Raw genomic sequence first — 15,816 nt, forward strand, 5'->3', positions numbered from 1 at the left:
ATCAGATGAAATATAAAGATATTATTAGTAAAATGACACTGGATGAAAAAGCATCCCTTATGTCAGGTAAAGATTTCTGGCAGACTCAGAACATTGACCGTCTTGGCATAGATAGTATGTTTCTTGCAGATGGACCGACTGGGTTAAGAAAACAGGCAGCAGCAGCGGATCACCTTGGACTCAATCCCAGTATCCCTGCTACCTGTTTTCCGACTGCTGCAACAGTTGCCAATTCCTGGAATGAAGAATTGGGAGAATTAATCGGAAAAACTCTTGGAGAAGAGGCTGTAGCACAGAAAGTCAATGTACTACTGGGACCTGGCGTTAATATGAAGAGAAACCCGTTGTGTGGAAGAAACTTTGAATATTTCAGCGAAGATCCATATCTGGCCGGAAAGCTTGGAGCTGCCTATATCAGAGGGATCCAGTCCCAGGGAGTAGCAGCATGTGTAAAGCATTTCTGTGCAAATAATCAGGAAGAAAGGCGTATGTCGATCGATACGATTGTTGATGAGAGGACTCTGAGAGAAATCTATCTGACTGCCTTTGAGATTGCCGTTAAGGAAGGAAAGACCAGATCTGTCATGTCTTCCTATAATAAATTAAACGGTTATTATACCAATGAGAATATTCATCTCATGAGGGATATTCTACGGGATGAATGGGGCTTTGACGGGTGTGTCATCACCGACTGGGGTGGCAGTAACGACCGAGTAGCAGGTTTATGTGCCGGTAATGAACTGGAAATGCCAACCACAGCAGGAGAGACGAACCAGGAAATTATTCAAGCTGTGAAAGCCGGCAGGATAAAGGAAGAGGAGCTGGATGAATGCGTGGATCGTCTGCTTGATCTGATCTTTGTTACCGGTGAAGTATATCGGAGGCCTCATAAAAGTGTACTGGATGAGGAGGAACATCACATGATAGCCCGGAAGGCAGCAGAGGAGTCCATAGTTCTCCTTAAAAACGAGAACAATATACTTCCTCTGGAACAGTGCGATAAAGTTGCAGTGATTGGTGATTTTGCGCGAAAAGCCAGGTATCAGGGAGCAGGTTCCTCGATTGTAAATCCTACAATCCTGGAAAATGCACTTGACTGCCTGGAGGCCTCAGGAATTGAAAATATCGGATTTGAGCCTGGTTATGACCGATACGGAAAAACCAACAGAGCCCAAATACTAAAGGCATGCAGCCTGGCTGAGAAAGCCGATGTTATCCTCCTGTATCTGGGACTGGATGAAGTTACAGAAGCGGAAGGACTTGACAGACAGAATATGAAGCTGCCGAAAAACCAGACTGATTTATTAAATGCCTTGTATGATGTAAGTCCCAATATTGTGGTTATACTCTCATGCGGTTCGGCTATAGAGATGCCATGGATTAATAAGGCAAAAGCAGTGCTGCATGGTTATCTGGGTGGTCAGGCGGGAGCAGGAGCTATGGTATCCGTCTTAACCGGCAGGGTAAATCCTTCGGGTAAACTGGCGGAAACATATTCAATTGATTATGAAGGCACACCCTCCTACCATCATTTTCCCGGTAAGGAAGTCAGCGTGGAATACAGGGAGAGCATTTTTATCGGGTATCGTTATTATGATACAGCGGATATTAGTGTACTGTTTCCCTTCGGATATGGCCTGAGCTATACCACCTTTGCATACTCCGATATTCAGGTTACTGCTGACAATGTTACATTTAAGGTCCGTAATACCGGGAACATGCCGGGAGCAGAGGTAACCCAGCTCTATGTCGGATGCAAGTCAGATGCGATATTCCGACCGAAAAAGGAACTGAAGGGTTTTGCTAAAGTAACGCTGACTCCAAATGAAACAAAAACAATTACAATCCCTTTTGATGATAAGACATTCCGGTATTTTAATGTAAAGACAAATCAATGGGAAATAGAAGAAGCAGAATACGACATTATGATTGGCGCATCAAGTGCGGATATCAGACTGACAGGCTCCATCGATCTAAAGGGTTCAAAGGCACCGCTTCCCTATGATAGGAACAGCCTTCCCTCTTATTATACCGGGAAAGTGTCAAGGGTAACTGACCTGGAATTCACGAATCTTCTGGGCCATGATATTCCAGGTTCCAAATGGGATAGAAGCAAGCCGCTGGATTATAATGATACGATTTCCCAGTGTCAGTATGCAAAAGGATGGGTTGCCAGATTTGCTTTCCATGCAATTAATTTTGCATACTGGTTCCTTAGAAAAATAGGGAAACGAAGTACTGCTAACATCATCCCCATGTCCATTTATCATATGCCCTTCCGGGGAATAGCAAGAATGACGGGTGGTGTAGTGAATATGCCGATGCTGGATGGAATCCTGCTTATTGTAAATGGTCAATTCTTTAAGGGAGTACGCCATTTGCTAAGGGAAAAAAATAGGTTGAAAAAACAAAAGGCAGTTTTTTCAACTACGGATTCAGGAGTATCAAATCGAAGATTTGATACTCACGAAAAGGATTAGATTGAAAAAACAAAAGGCAGTTTTTTCAACTACGGATTCAGGAGTATCAAATCGAAGATTTGATACTCACGAAAGGGATTAGATTGAAAAAACAAAAGGCAGTTTTTTCAACTACCGATTAACAATATCCAATCAGAGATTGGATATTCAGGAAAGAGATTAAAATGATAAAGTATGCAAAGAAACAAGTATAAGATTATGGGATGAAGGAGTGAAATAATGAGTAAAGCTAATCAGAGGTTCGGTAAAATCGGCAGCTTCTGGATGCGGTTTAAGGATACACATCCGAATATATCGCAGTTTCTGGTATTCTTTATTCTGAGTAATGGGATAACAGTTCTACAGATGCTGTTGATGCCTTTACTGAAGGAGGCGTTTGATCATACGTCTCTGGTGAATACGAATTTTCAGATTCTCCAGTTTGGACACAACTTGGACGGAAGCAGTTATTATGTATTCAATTATGCAGCGGGCTCCATTGTATCCGGCGGGGGCGGAGGACTTGCCTATTTCCTGGCAGTGCAGATTACACTTGGAATTGCACAGATTATTAATTTCTTTGCACAGAGAAATATAACATTTAAGTCCAACAGTAATATATGGAAAGCGGCTTTCTGGTATGTAGCTGCCTATATTTTGATATCAATTGGTGCAGCTGCACTTCAGGGACTCTATAAGGCGCCTATCTATCATCTGTTCATGAATACATGGGGTATGGGTTCGGCAGGTGAGACTCTGGCAGATGTAATTACTATGTTGATTAACTGTGCAATTTCATTCTGGGTGTTCTTCCCCATTTTTAAACTGATATTCAAAAATGAATCAACAGGAAAAGTAAAGGAAAGTTGATATGAAACTATTATCTATTGCAATTCCATGTTTTAATTCGCAGGAATATATGCGGCATTGCATAGAGTCTCTGTTGCCCGGAGGGGAAAAGGTCGAGATACTAATTATTAATGATGGTTCAATGGATAAAACAGCTGAGATTGCAGAGGAGTATGCAACAGCATATCCCACGATAGTAAAAGCAATCCATCAGAAGAACGGAGGGCATGGGGAAGCAGTTAACACAGGATTACGTAATGCCACGGGGATATATTTTAAAGTTGTGGACAGTGATGACTGGGTCGATCGGAGTGCATACTTAAGAATCTTAGATACACTGGGAATGCTGAAAGTGGAGAATACTCCGATTGATATGCTGATAAGTAATTTTGTCTATGAAAAAGAAGGGTCACACCGGATGTCGGTGATGCATTATGAAAATGTATTTCCCGAGGGACATATTTTAACATGGAATGATATTGGACATTTTCATAAAGGTCAGTATATCCTGATGCACTCCGTCATTTACAGGACGGAACTGCTTCATGAGTGCAGAATGGAATTACCGGAGCATACCTTTTATGTTGACAATTTATTTGTCTATATCCCGCTTCCCTATGTTAATACAATGTATTATCTGGATGTGAATTTTTACCGGTATTACATAGGCCGTGCGGATCAGTCCGTCAACGAGAAGGTGATGATCAGCCGGATTGACCAGCAGATAAAAGTGAATAAACTAATGCTGGAACTGGTGAATCTGGAAAAAGTAACGAATCTGAATAGACGCAACTATATGTTTAATTACCTGGAAATCATCACAACAATATCCTCCATTTTGTTAATACGCTCAGGAACAGAGGATAACCTTCAGAAGAAACAGGAATTGTGGCAATATATCAAGGACAGAGATAAAAGACTATATTACAGACTGCGTAAAGGAATACTGGGAATGACAATGAATCTGCCGGGAAGAACCGGACGGAAGTTATCGGTGGCAGCATATAAGATATCACAAAAGCTAGTTGGATTTAACTAAATATTATTACATTATAAACCGCTTCAAAGTTATGGTTAACTTGGGAGCGGTTTGCTTCATAAATGAACTATTTTTATGATTAAAATACTTATGGTAACTTTACTTGGATGCATACAGACAATTGTGTATTGATTTTCATAGAACTTCACGTAAAGAGGGGGAAGACACATTTAAGGCACATCTTCATCATGTTCTATGGACTACGGTGTATTTGCTGCCATACATTCCTCTTGTTTTATTATATTGATGCAAAATAACACGGATATACGAATAATCATAACTATATTTCAGTAATAAATTACCCACATACAATAATTATCACAAAAGATGAATAAAAAACAAAGATTAATTATACAATTCTACGTATTGTATCAAAAGGTTTTTTCTATTAATATAATCCTAACATTTTACAATGATGTTGCAGAAGTTCAAGTGGCATATTCACAAAGAGGTGGCTTTTTAATCGGCGCTATTAAGCGGATTAAAAAGCCATTTTTCGTTCAAAGAAACGGAGGGATTAATATGAGGCAGGTTGCTATTTACGGAAAAGGCGGAATCGGAAAATCAACTACAACACAGAATCTGACGGCAGGTCTGGCTGACCTTGGAAAGAAAATTATGATAGTGGGCTGTGACCCGAAAGCAGACTCCACGAGACTGGTGCTGGGAGGTCTTGCACAGAAGACGGTCCTTGATACCCTGAGGGACGAGGGGGATGATATCGAACTGGATGCCGTTATGAAGATGGGATTCAAGGGAATTAAGGGTGTTGAGTCCGGCGGTCCGGAACCCGGTGTCGGCTGTGCAGGCCGTGGTATCATTACATCCATTAACCTTCTGGAACAGCTTGGTGCCTATACGGAGGACCTGGATTACGTATTCTACGATGTACTGGGGGATGTTGTATGCGGCGGCTTTGCAATGCCCATCCGTGAAGGTAAGGCCCAGGAAATCTATATTGTATGTTCTGGGGAAATGATGGCACTTTACGCAGCCAACAATATCTCAAAAGGTATCGCCAAATACGGCAAAACCGGAACGGTTCGTCTTGGCGGCCTGATCTGTAATTCCCGTAAGGTTGACAGAGAGGCGGAGCTGGTTCAGGCGGTGGCAAAAAAACTTGGCACACAGATGATTCATTTTGTCCCTCGTGATAATGCGGTGCAAAGAGCCGAAATCCATAAAAAAACAGTAATTGATTTCAGCCCCGAGGAACCTCAGGCAGATGAGTACCGGGAGCTTGCAAGAAAAATCGAAGGAAATGATATGTTTGTTGTTCCAAAGCCCATGTCGATTGATGACCTGGAAGAAATCCTGATGGAATACGGAATAATGGATTAAGGAGGAGAATTCATATGTTGATGGTTCGTGCAATTGTAAGGCCGGAAAAGGCAGGGCAGGTAATGGCAGAGTTAGCAGAGGCAGGATTTGCCGCGGTTACGAAGATGGATGTCTTTGGAAGAGGGAAGCAAAAGGGAATCATGGTGGATGAATACTGCTATGATGAGATTCCGAAAGAGATGCTGCTGATTGTCTGTACAGAGGAAGACAAGGATACTATTGTTAAGATTATTCTGCGGACAGCAAGAACCGGTAACGGTAATTACGGAGACGGGCGTATCTTCGTATCAGCGGTGGAGGAAGCATATACGGTTAGTACCGGGAAACCGGGACTTTAGACGAAAGGCGGTACTAAGATGAAAGAAATTATGGCTTTTATTCGCCCCAATAAAGTAAATGCAACCAAGCAGGCGCTGGCAGAAAGCGGGTTTCCGGCTTACAGCTGCCGTAAATGTATGGGCAGAGGCAAGAAAATGATTGATCCTGAACTTTTAAAGCTGGTAATGGCTACCGGTGAGCTGCCGATGGATTCCCAGGGCGAGACCCTTACGGAAGCGGTAAGGTTGATTCCGAAACGGCTTTTTATTGTAGTTGTGGATGATGATAAGGTAAAGGATGCGGTGGAGGTATTTATTAAGACGAATCAGACAGGGCATCCCGGAGACGGAAAGATCTTTGTTGTTCCCGTCCTGGATTCCTACAGGGTCAGAGACGGTGCCGCAACTACCGATGCATATTAGGAGGTGTGTATAGATGAATGAAAGAGATTTGCTGCTGGAAAAGTACTCCTCCCGAGTCTTTAAAAATAGAAAAAGTCATATCTCCCAGCTTGAAATGAGTGACGAGGCAGATACCATCACAGCGAATACCAGAGCAATTCCCGGTATTGCAACGGCAAGAGGCTGCTGTTATGCAGGGTGTAAGGGTGTTGTTGTGGGACCTATGAAGGATGCCGTCACCATTACCCACGGACCTATAGGCTGTGCCTTTTACAGCTGGGGAACCAGAAGAAACAAGGCAAGGACGGAAGAAGGCGGACAGAACTTTGTTCCTTATTCCTTCTGTACGGATATGAGACCGACAGATATCGTATTTGGAGGAGAGAAGAAGCTGGAAGAGGGAATTGATGAGATTATGACACTTTTTAATCCGAAGTGTATCTTTATCTGTTCCACCTGCCCTATCGGATTAATCGGAGACGATGTTCAGGCTGTTGCAAGAAGAGTGGAGAAAAAATACGGGATCAAGGCAGTCGGCTTCTCCTGTGAGGGATACAAGGGGGTTTCACAGTCCTCAGGACATCATATAGCCAATAACGGGCTGATGAGGCAGATTATTGGTACCGGTGACAAAAAGCCCATGGGTAAATATTCACTGAACATATTGGGGGAATACAATATCGGCGGTGACGGCTGGGAAGAAGAGAGAATACTGAAAAAAATCGGATATGAAATTGTATCCGTATTCACCGGAGATGGAAGCTATGAAACCATGAAGAATGCCCATCTTGCAGATTTGAATCTGGTCATGTGCCATCGCTCCATTAATTATGTGGCAGAGATGATGAAAACGAAATACGGCATAGACTGGCTGAAGGTTAATTTCATCGGTATTGGCTCGACTTGTAAGACTCTTCGGATGATTGCAGAATATTTTAAAGATCCGGAACTCCTTGCCAGAACGGAAGAGGTAATTGCAGAGGAGCTGGAGGCTGTTTCCGATGATATGGAATATTACCGCTCTATGTTAAAAGGCAAGACTGCTGGCATCTTTACGGGAGGTTCCCGTTCCCATCACTATCAGAGCCTGCTCAGAGACTTGGGAGTGGAAACTATCATTGCCGGATATGAATTTGCCCATAGGGATGACTATGAAGGGCGGGATATTATTGCAGAGATAAAGCCCGATGCCGACAGCAAGAACATCGAAGAGATTACCGTTTCCCCGGATGAAGCTTTCTATAAAGAGCGTTATAGTGAAAAAGAATTGGAAGAACTGAAGGAAAAGGGAATCGAGATTGATACCTATGACGGAATGTTCCCGGATATGAAAAAGGGCTATATGGTAGTGGATGACTACAATATGTTTGAAACGGATGAGCTGATACATTCCATGAAGCCTGATATCTTCTTCTCCGGAATTAAGGATAAATACTCTATCCAGAAGCAGGGTGTAGTATCCAGACAGCTTCATTCCTATGATTATTCCGGACCTTATGCAGGCTTTAACGGTGCTGTCATATTTGGCCGCGATGTTACAATGAGTATTTATACCAAAGCCTGGGTGCTTACCACTCCTCCCTGGAAGACAGCCGCATTACTCGGAGGAAGAATCGGAGGTGAAATGAATGCTTGAATTGACACCGAAAGAAATTATGGAGAACAGACATATCACCATTAATCCCTGTAAGACTTGCGAACCGGTAGGAGCAATGTTTTGTGCTCTTGGGGTAGAGAATTGCATGCCTCACAGCCATGGTTCCCAGGGATGCTGCTCTTATCACAGGACTGTATTATCCAGGCATTTTAAAGAGCCTGCAATGGCTACCTCCAGTTCCTTTACGGAAGGAGCTTCCGTATTCGGAGGCAGAAGCAATCTAACAACAGCGGTTAAGAATATATTTGACATTTATGATCCTGAAATTATAGCAGTTCATACTACCTGTCTTTCAGAGACCATCGGTGATGATGTGGGAAATTATATTATGGATCTGGAGGTCCCGGAGGATAAGACAGTTCTTTATGCAAGCACACCCTCCTATGAAGGCTCTCATATTCAAGGCTTTTCCAATATGATGATAGGTTTTATGAAGTATATGACACAAAAGGCCACAGTGAAAAGTGACCGTGCCGCTATCTTTCCCGGTTGGGTCAATCCCGGGGATGACAGGGAGCTTAAGCGGATTGCAAAGGTGATGGGAGTGGATTATATCTACTTTCCGGATCATGAGGGAATTCTGGAAACACCCATGACGGGTAAATACAAGTATTTTCCCAAAGGAGTGGGTACCCCTTCGGCAGATATCAAAGCACTTGGGGCAGCCAAAAAACTTATTGCCATGGGTATGTTTACAAGCCTTGAACCCGCTGAATTTCTTGACAAACAATTCAAGGTTCCCTTTACCCTGATTCCAATGCCTATCGGTGTAAAGCTTACGGATAAATATCTAATGGCACTCCGGGAAATCTCCCGTCAGGAGGTGCCTCAGGAACTGGAGGACGAAAGGGGAAGGCTGGTGGATCTGATGCTGGATTCCCATGCTTATACTTTTAATAAAACAGCCGCCATCTATGGAGACCCTGATATTGTCTATAGTTTTACTGCTCTTTGCCTCGAAATGGGGATGGTTCCAAAATATGTGATAACAGGGACGCCAAAGGAAGAATTCACAAGACAGGTAAAGCAGCTCTTTCAGGATTACGGCATGGACCCGGGCAAATGTATTATCAAAGCAGACACAGATTTGTTCTATCTTCATCAGCTGATAAAGAACGAACCTGTTGATGTTTTAATTGGCAGTTCTTATGGAAAACAGATTGCAAAAGCAGAGGATATACCGATTGTCAGAATGGGATTTCCAGTACTTGACCGCTATGGTAATACGATCCAGGCGTCGGTTGGATATGCAGGGGCTATACGTTATGTAGAGAAAATCGTAAATGCATTGATGGATAAAGTGGATGCAGAGGCAAAAGATGAGGATTTTGATGTAGTAATGTAAAACTTGCTATCATTGAGTCTGGTATGAAAGGTAAATTTTAAGGGGTATGACCTGTGAGCATGCAGGGTTAGACAAACAAGTCCTTTAGGGATAAGGGTCAACCGTGCATGGGGCAGGTCATACCTCTTAGAGCTACATTTTGATATACTCCGTGCAGGAAGTGATGATTGACGAAAGGAGTGATTCTTATGGCTGAAATACAGCAAAGAAATGTCTTAGGAGAAAGGGAAAAATCCATTCTGACCAAACAGGCGGGAGTCTGTTCCGGTACGGGGATGAAATGTGATACGGATTCCGTATCGGGTTCGGTAAGCCAGAGAGCCTGTGTGTACTGTGGTGCAAGAGTTGTGTTAAATCCTATTACAGATGCCTATCATATCATCCACGGACCCATTGGATGTTCAAGCTATACCTGGGATATCCGCGGAAGTCTTACCAGCGGGGAAGATATCTATCGAAACAGTTTCTGTACGGATCTGAGAGAAACGGATATTATCTTCGGCGGAGCTGTAAAGCTTGAGGCTGCCATAGAAGAATTGATATCGAAAAACCATCCCAAGTTAATCTTTATTTACTCCACTTGTATTGTAGGGGTTATCGGCGATGATGTGGATGCTGTCTGCAAGAATATGTCTGAAAAATACTCCATCCCGGTGATACCTGTGAAATCACCCGGGTTTTCGGGAAATAAATCCACCGGTTACCGGATGGCCTGTGATGCAATCATGCAGGTTATAGGTCCTCATAAGGCAGAAAAGCGAAGAGAGGGAATCAATATACTAGGTGATTACAATTTGGCGGGAGAAATGTGGATTATTAAGAATTATATGGCCAGAATCGGTATTCCTGTGGTGGCTTCCTTTACCGGAGATGCATGCTATGATGAGATGATAAAGGCTCCGTCTGCTTCTCTGAATGTGGTTCAGTGCGCCGGTTCGAGTACTTATCTTGCCAACCGGATGGAAGCGGAGTTTGGTATTCCTTCTATCAAAGTAAGCTTTTTTGGGATTGAGGATACGACGGCTTCCCTTATAAGAATTGCGGAAGCACTGGGAAATGAGGACGCAAGAGAGAAGGCTATCCGGTTCTGCGAAGAAGAGACAGAGAAAATGCAAGGCTTCCTTAGCAGGTACAAAAGGAATCTCGAGGGAAAAAAGGCAGCTATCTATGTGGGTGGAGGCTTTAAAGCAATTTCGTTGATCCGCCAGTTTGCTTTTCTTGGAATGAAAACCGTTGTCGTAGGAACCCAGACCGGGAAAAGAGAGGATTATGAAATAATCGAGAGTCTGGTAGAGGAGGATACCGTCATTCTGGATGATGCAAATCCTGCGGAGCTGGAGTCCTTTATGAAAGAAAAAGGAGCGGATATTCTGGTAGGAGGTGTGAAGGAACGTCCGCTGGCGTATAAATTAGGAATTGCTTTTTGCGACCACAATCATGAGAGAAAGCATGCACTGGCGGGGTTTGAGGGAATTATCAATTTTACCAGGGAGATTAATGAGAGTATCAACAGCCCGGTATGGGATATTATGAAGGAGTGCGGCCTATGAAAACAAAAATAAATCCTCTGGTTAATCTGAATGTAAACCCCTGCAAGATGTGTATGCCTATGGGAGCCGCTACGGCCTTTTACGGAATCAGTAAATGTATGACTATCCTTCATGGTTCTCAAGGATGCGCTACTTATATCAGAAGACATATGGCTACACATTATAATGAGCCGGTGGATATCGCTTCCTCCTCTCTCACAGAGCAGGGGACAGTTTATGGGGGGGAGAAAAACCTAAAAACCGGCCTTGCCAACTTGATCAGCCTGTATAACCCAGAGGTAATCGGAGTTATGACGACCTGTCTTGCCGAAACGATTGGTGAGGATGTTGCGGGTATTATTGAGACGTTTCGGGAGGAAAACCCAGCCTATAAAGAACTGACAATCATTCCGGTTGCTTCACCCGGATATGGCGGAACCCAGTATGAGGGCTATATGGCGGCACTCAATGCAATTGCAGAGAAGCTTGAGATGAATGCAGAGAAAAATAATAAGGTCAATGTAATACTACCCCCTCATAGCCCAGCGGATATCCGTTTTATAAAGAGTGCATTCTTACAATTTGGAATAGATGCAATATTTCTGCCGGATATCTCCGGAAATCTTGATAGAGGATATGAACCGGATTATACAAGGCTTCCTGAGAAAGGCACCCCCATTGGCGATTTAAGAAGAATGGCGGGAGCGAAGCTGACCATAGAGATTAGTGATGATACCACCACCCAATCCCCTGGGAAGACACTTTTTGAGAAATACGGGGTGCCTTGCCGGCAGATACCATCCCCCGTGGGTCTAAAGGCTACGGATTTGTTTTATAAGCTGCTTTCAGAAGTATCAGGCCTTGAGGTACCGGGATATCTGAAAGAGGAGAGGGGACGTTATCTGGATGGCATGATTGATTCCCACAAGTACAACAGTGGGGGAAGAGCGGTGATATTTGGAGAACCGGAATTTGTTATCTCTGCGGTTCGAATATGTACGGAGAATGGAATAATGCCGGTGGTCGTAGCAACCGGAAGTGCTTTCCCTTCCTTAAAGGATTATGTGGAAGCAGCTGTAAAAGAGCTTGGGTCACGATATTTTGTAGATGGTTATGCCATTATGGAGGATGCGGATTTTAAGGAAATAGAGGAAGCAGCACTAAAATATGGGGCCAATCTTATGATAGGTAATTCGGATGGACGCAGGATGGAGGAAAGCCTTGGGATTCCCCTGGTCCGCAGGGCATTTCCGATTCATGACCGGGTAGGCGGACAGAGACTTCGCATGCTTGGGTTTGAAGGAAGTCTGACCTTTCTGGATGATATCACCAATGCTCTGCTGAAGGTTACAGAGACTACCTTTCGTGAAGTGGTTTATGATGAATATTATAAAGACAGCAGTCTTGATAAAAAGAAGACAGTGGTAGAGGAAAATAATATACCGGAGGATATGGGTATATCGGAGGATATGCTGAAAAAGACAATGGAGCATCCCTGCTACAATTGTGCGGGCCATAAAAATGCAAGAATACATCTGCCGGTGGCGCCTGCCTGTAATGTTCAGTGCAATTACTGTGTGAGAAAGTTTGACTGTCCCAATGAGAGTCGTCCGGGGGTTACCAGCTCTATCTTGACTCCGGAGGAGGCATTGGAGAGGTATAAAATAGTAAAAGCGAAGCTGCCGAATCTTACGGTGGTGGGAATTGCAGGACCGGGAGATTCCCTGGCGGATAATTATCCTCAGGTGAAGCGGACCCTTGAATTAATTCGGGAATACGATAAGGACGTGACCTTTTGCTTATCCACCAACGGGCTGATGCTTCCCTTCTATGCAAAGGAGCTGGTCAGCCTTGGAGTCACCCATATTACTGTGACAATGAGCGCGGTTGACCCGAAAATCAGCGGAAAGATATATCAGTATGTTAAGTATATGGGCGGAATTTATGAAGGGGATGCTGCCGGGGCTATTATGGTATCGAATCAGCTGTCTGGATTACGTCTGCTGCTGGCGGAAGGAATAATTTGCAAGGTGAATATTGTAACACTGAAGGGAATTAATGAACAGCATATTCCGGAGGTGGTACGGACCTGCAAGGAAATGGGTGTGTATATCACAAACATTATGCAAATGGTTCCGGTTAAAGGAAGCGCTTTTGAAAATCTTCCCTTGGTGAGTAACCTGGAGATCGGGAAGTTAAGAACAGAGTGCGGAACCATCATGAAGCAGATGCTCCATTGCAGGCAGTGCCGGGCGGATGCCATCGGGACCCTTGATAATGACCTCTCCCTTGACCTGGCTGGATTTACCGTGGAAGAGAAAAGGGAAAAGGAAAAGAAGAAGATAAAAAAATATCTGCTGTTTGCGGTGGCCTCTAAAAGCGGAATTAATGTGGATCTGCACTTTGGGCATGCAAAGGAATTTTATATATATGAATATTCGGACGGTGACATTCGTTACCTTGAGAAACGTGATGTAGAGAAGTATTGTTCCGGTAATGCCTATTGTGGTGAACAGGAGGATAAATTTGCAAAGATACTTGGTACACTCAGTGACTGTAACGGTGTCATTGCTATGAGAATCGGCGACTCTCCCAAACGCAGGATGGAGGATAAGGGGATACTTTCCTGGTCTGCTTTTGATAGAATTGAGAGTGCAATTATAAATGCTGCAAAGCAAGTATAGAAGGAGGAAGGATTATGGTTCAGCCCAAATATCATGTATTTATCTGCACAAGCTGTAGGATTAACGGACAGCAAAAAGGGTACTGCTTTCAACAGGGCAGTGTTGATCTTGTTCAGGCATTCATGCAGGAGATTGAAGAACGGGAGCTCTCTGGTGAGGTTGTCCTGAATAATACCGGGTGCTTTGGTATCTGCGAAAAAGGTCCGGTGGTGGTGGTTTACCCGGAAGGAGTCTGGTATAAAAATGTTAAGAAGGAAGATGTAGAGCGGATATTTGATGAGCATTTTGAAGGTGGGAAGCCGGTGAAAGATCTGATGATCTGATTGTAAGCTTCAGGAAGATCTGATGGTCTGGTCGTAAGAGTCATGAGAAGAACAGGGAGGTATGTCTATGATAAGAATTATAGATGGGACACTAAGCCGGCTGGATGACTATAATTTGACCCGGGATGAGATATACTGTTTCATTGAACTCATGGGAGAAATCGGTATCAAGGATATCCAGCTTTCCGTCAATGTTTACTATACAATGGAGGGAGAGCTTCCGGAGGGTTTTCATTATTATCTCGAGGTGGATACAGCTGCCTACATGAAGGGTTTTTATCCGGAGAAGGATGACAAAATCAAACTGTATTTTACTCCAAAACAATATAAGAATGATAAGGAAGTCCCTTCTTATCAGGTCAATAGCCTGGAGGATAATACCGGATATGATTTGCCGGATAAGAGTAAGCTGATGAAGGTGACCGGTCTTGATAACCTTATCCTAGGCGGCTGCACAGTGGGAATGGAGGTGTTAAAGAAGAAATTCTGCCTTGAACGGTTGATACTTTGTCCGGAGAATACCTATCATTGTGCAACCGCTATCGCTTCTTTGTTCCTGCAATATAAGGGTTATGCGGTAGTCTCAAGTATGATGGGGGTAGGAGAATATGCGGCAACAGAACAACTATTATTGTCCTTGCATGTAATGGACAGATACATGGTCAGCAGGAGCTTTCGGAGTTTCCTGGATTTACGGGGATGGATGGAAAATGTGCTGGGAGGGACCGTATCGCCCATAACACCGGTATTGGGAAGACGAATTTTCTATGTAGAATCCGGTGTGCATGTGGATGGGATATTAAAAAAACCTACGAATTATGAGCCCTATGAACCAGAATTGGTAGGCCTTCAAAGAGAAGTAACCCTTGGAAAGCACTCCGGAAGAAATTCCATCCGTTATAAGATCGAAGAGCTACGACCGGGAAGTCCTGCCCTGGAACAGATTGATGAACTTCTGGAAGAAGTGAAGGGGCTTAGCAGAATAACCGGAGAAGCCGTTTCAGAAGATGATTTCATAAAAATGATTGAGAGGTATGAACGGAATGAAAAACACTCTTAAAATCGTAGACACCACATTACGGGATGGGGAACAATGTTCTGGGGTCATCTTTCTTCCGGAGGAAAAAATTAAACTTGCCCTGCTGCTCGACCAGATTGGCGTATATGAGATTGAGGTAGGAATTTACGACCGAAGGACTGAAGGACGGGAGTATCTGTCTCAGATTATGGCTAAGAAAACCCAGGCCAAAATATCAATCTGGTCCAGGCTAAATCCCAAGGATGTCATGGAAGCCTGCCATCAGAAACCGGATATTATCCATATTGCAGCGCCGGTCAGCTATGTGCAGATTTATTCCAAACTGAATAAGAACAAAGCCTGGGTCGAAAAGCAGCTTTCAGAATGCATGGAGATTGCCAACAACTTTCATGTAGATGTAACACTGGGGTTTGAAGATGCTTCCAGAGCGGACATTGGATTTATGTTAAAACTTGCTGCATTGGCAGAGAAACTTGGGGTAAAAACCATTCGCCTGGCGGATACGGTTGGGATTTTTACACCGGTCAGGGCCGGTAATCTTGTAACTGAGATAAGGTCACATTGCGGGATGGCAATTGAAGCACATGAACATAATGATTTTGGTATGGCAGTTGCTAATTCTTTGGAAATGGCAAATAGGGGAGCGGATTTCATAGATTGTACCTTATATGGAATCGGTGAACGTGCCGGGAACTGCAATATGTATCACTTTGTGCATGCTTGCGAATCCGGGTTTCAGACCGGTATAGATAAAAAGAAGATTCTGGTTTGTATGGAGCAGCTGAAAAGTATGCTAAAGCCTAACTTTGAAAATTTCATATAGGAGAGCATA

Annotated in this window: 13 protein-coding genes; all 13 read left to right on the forward strand. The window is 43.6% G+C overall.

Annotated features, from left to right (window positions below):
• Positions 1 to 5 precede the first annotated feature (5 nt).
• The 13 genes from bsdcttw_RS03365 (at position 6) to bsdcttw_RS03425 (ending at position 15,807) form a co-directional block, all read left to right on the forward strand.
• Positions 6 to 2,480, forward strand: coding sequence for a glycoside hydrolase family 3 C-terminal domain-containing protein (locus bsdcttw_RS03365; protein WP_185258010.1), 2,475 nt, complete (start codon positions 6 to 8; stop codon positions 2,478 to 2,480).
• 219 nt (positions 2,481 to 2,699) lie between these two features.
• On the forward strand, positions 2,700 to 3,329 hold the full coding sequence (locus tag bsdcttw_RS03370; RefSeq protein WP_185258011.1) for a hypothetical protein: 630 nt from the start codon (positions 2,700 to 2,702) through the stop codon (positions 3,327 to 3,329).
• A 1-nt stretch (position 3,330) separates the two neighbouring features.
• Positions 3,331 to 4,347 carry a glycosyltransferase family 2 protein gene (locus bsdcttw_RS03375; protein WP_185258012.1) on the forward strand — a complete coding sequence of 339 codons (1,017 nt, stop codon included), beginning with the start codon at positions 3,331 to 3,333 and terminating at the stop codon, positions 4,345 to 4,347.
• Between the two features lie 522 nt (positions 4,348 to 4,869).
• On the forward strand, positions 4,870 to 5,688 hold the full coding sequence (gene nifH, locus bsdcttw_RS03380) for a nitrogenase iron protein (protein ID WP_185259680.1): 819 nt from the start codon (positions 4,870 to 4,872) through the stop codon (positions 5,686 to 5,688).
• A 14-nt stretch (positions 5,689 to 5,702) separates the two neighbouring features.
• Positions 5,703 to 6,026, forward strand: coding sequence for a P-II family nitrogen regulator (locus tag bsdcttw_RS03385; protein WP_185258013.1), 324 nt, complete (start codon positions 5,703 to 5,705; stop codon positions 6,024 to 6,026).
• Between the two features lie 18 nt (positions 6,027 to 6,044).
• Entirely contained in the window at positions 6,045 to 6,428 is a 384-nt protein-coding gene (locus tag bsdcttw_RS03390; protein ID WP_185258014.1) for a P-II family nitrogen regulator, read from the forward strand.
• A 13-nt stretch (positions 6,429 to 6,441) separates the two neighbouring features.
• A complete protein-coding gene (locus tag bsdcttw_RS03395) occupies positions 6,442 to 8,043 on the forward strand; it encodes a nitrogenase component I subunit alpha (RefSeq protein ID WP_185258015.1) in 1,602 nt (533 codons plus the stop codon).
• The gene (locus tag bsdcttw_RS03400) at positions 8,036 to 9,409 is read left to right on the forward strand and encodes a nitrogenase component 1 (protein WP_185258016.1); all 1,374 of its coding nucleotides are present in this window, start codon (positions 8,036 to 8,038) and stop codon (positions 9,407 to 9,409) included. Before bsdcttw_RS03395 ends, bsdcttw_RS03400 begins: the two co-directional genes overlap by 8 nt.
• Positions 9,410 to 9,597: 188 nt before the next feature.
• On the forward strand, positions 9,598 to 10,959 hold the full coding sequence (gene nifE / locus bsdcttw_RS03405; protein ID WP_185258017.1) for a nitrogenase iron-molybdenum cofactor biosynthesis protein NifE: 1,362 nt from the start codon (positions 9,598 to 9,600) through the stop codon (positions 10,957 to 10,959).
• Complete coding sequence (locus bsdcttw_RS03410) at positions 10,956 to 13,622, forward strand: nitrogenase component 1 (RefSeq protein WP_185258018.1); 2,667 nt, start codon at positions 10,956 to 10,958, stop codon at positions 13,620 to 13,622. The genes nifE and bsdcttw_RS03410 overlap by 4 nt, the downstream gene beginning before the upstream one ends.
• Positions 13,623 to 13,636: 14 nt before the next feature.
• On the forward strand, positions 13,637 to 13,945 hold the full coding sequence (locus tag bsdcttw_RS03415) for a 2Fe-2S ferredoxin (protein WP_185258019.1): 309 nt from the start codon (positions 13,637 to 13,639) through the stop codon (positions 13,943 to 13,945).
• Positions 13,946 to 14,012: 67 nt separating this feature from the next.
• The gene (locus bsdcttw_RS03420) at positions 14,013 to 15,005 is read left to right on the forward strand and encodes a homocitrate synthase/isopropylmalate synthase family protein (protein ID WP_185258020.1); all 993 of its coding nucleotides are present in this window, start codon (positions 14,013 to 14,015) and stop codon (positions 15,003 to 15,005) included.
• Positions 14,989 to 15,807 (forward strand): beta/alpha barrel domain-containing protein, encoded by an 819-nt coding sequence (locus bsdcttw_RS03425; RefSeq protein WP_185258021.1) that lies wholly within the window; start codon positions 14,989 to 14,991, stop codon positions 15,805 to 15,807. The genes bsdcttw_RS03420 and bsdcttw_RS03425 overlap by 17 nt, the downstream gene beginning before the upstream one ends.
• Positions 15,808 to 15,816: the final 9 nt, after the last annotated feature.

The organism is Anaerocolumna chitinilytica (assembly GCF_014218355.1).
GTDB classification, from domain to species: Bacteria; Bacillota; Clostridia; order Lachnospirales; family Lachnospiraceae; genus Anaerocolumna; species Anaerocolumna chitinilytica.

Coding starts and splice junctions, on each gene's coding strand:
- bsdcttw_RS03395 (WP_185258015.1), top strand. CDS start 6,442: ATGAATGAAAGAGATTTGCTGCTGGAAAAGTACTCCTCCCGAGTCTTT.
- bsdcttw_RS03385 (WP_185258013.1), top strand. CDS start 5,703: ATGTTGATGGTTCGTGCAATTGTAAGGCCGGAAAAGGCAGGGCAGGTA.
- bsdcttw_RS03425 (WP_185258021.1), top strand. CDS start 14,989: ATGAAAAACACTCTTAAAATCGTAGACACCACATTACGGGATGGGGAA.
- bsdcttw_RS03410 (WP_185258018.1), top strand. CDS start 10,956: ATGAAAACAAAAATAAATCCTCTGGTTAATCTGAATGTAAACCCCTGC.
- bsdcttw_RS03415 (WP_185258019.1), top strand. CDS start 13,637: ATGGTTCAGCCCAAATATCATGTATTTATCTGCACAAGCTGTAGGATT.
- nifE (WP_185258017.1), top strand. CDS start 9,598: ATGGCTGAAATACAGCAAAGAAATGTCTTAGGAGAAAGGGAAAAATCC.
- bsdcttw_RS03390 (WP_185258014.1), top strand. CDS start 6,045: ATGAAAGAAATTATGGCTTTTATTCGCCCCAATAAAGTAAATGCAACC.
- bsdcttw_RS03370 (WP_185258011.1), top strand. CDS start 2,700: ATGAGTAAAGCTAATCAGAGGTTCGGTAAAATCGGCAGCTTCTGGATG.
- bsdcttw_RS03375 (WP_185258012.1), top strand. CDS start 3,331: ATGAAACTATTATCTATTGCAATTCCATGTTTTAATTCGCAGGAATAT.
- nifH (WP_185259680.1), top strand. CDS start 4,870: ATGAGGCAGGTTGCTATTTACGGAAAAGGCGGAATCGGAAAATCAACT.
- bsdcttw_RS03420 (WP_185258020.1), top strand. CDS start 14,013: ATGATAAGAATTATAGATGGGACACTAAGCCGGCTGGATGACTATAAT.
- bsdcttw_RS03400 (WP_185258016.1), top strand. CDS start 8,036: ATGCTTGAATTGACACCGAAAGAAATTATGGAGAACAGACATATCACC.
- bsdcttw_RS03365 (WP_185258010.1), top strand. CDS start 6: ATGAAATATAAAGATATTATTAGTAAAATGACACTGGATGAAAAAGCA.